Source organism: Stenotrophomonas sp. SrG (genome assembly GCF_050031795.1).
GTDB classification, from domain to species: Bacteria; Pseudomonadota; Gammaproteobacteria; order Xanthomonadales; family Xanthomonadaceae; genus Stenotrophomonas; species Stenotrophomonas rhizophila_A.
The window spans coordinates 1-235 of the sequence record NZ_JBNBBE010001378.1; the positions used below are offsets into that span (position 1 = coordinate 1).

Below are 235 nucleotides of genomic sequence, written 5' to 3' on the forward strand. Positions count from 1 at the left end.
CGATCACCGCGCGCGGCTGGCGGTCGCGGATCCGGAAGCCGGCCGAGCGCCCGGCGCGCAGCCGGCGGCCAGGCGCGGTCAACAGCGCCAGCTTGCCCTTGCCACGCAGGCCGCTGATCGCCAGCGGGTCGATATGAATGTCGTGCTGCGGCACCAGGCGCGTTTCCATGCCTCCGATGCTGCCCAGCCAGGTCACGGGAATGCCGCGTTCGCTCAGCACCTTGGCCACGGCCAG

1 protein-coding gene is annotated in these 235 nt (G+C 72.3%); it reads right to left on the reverse strand.

The window, feature by feature from the left end; translation table 11 throughout:
* Positions 1-235 (reverse strand): glycosyltransferase (locus tag ACQG3P_RS23920; protein WP_426806441.1); only part of this gene is annotated, 235 nt, incomplete at both ends.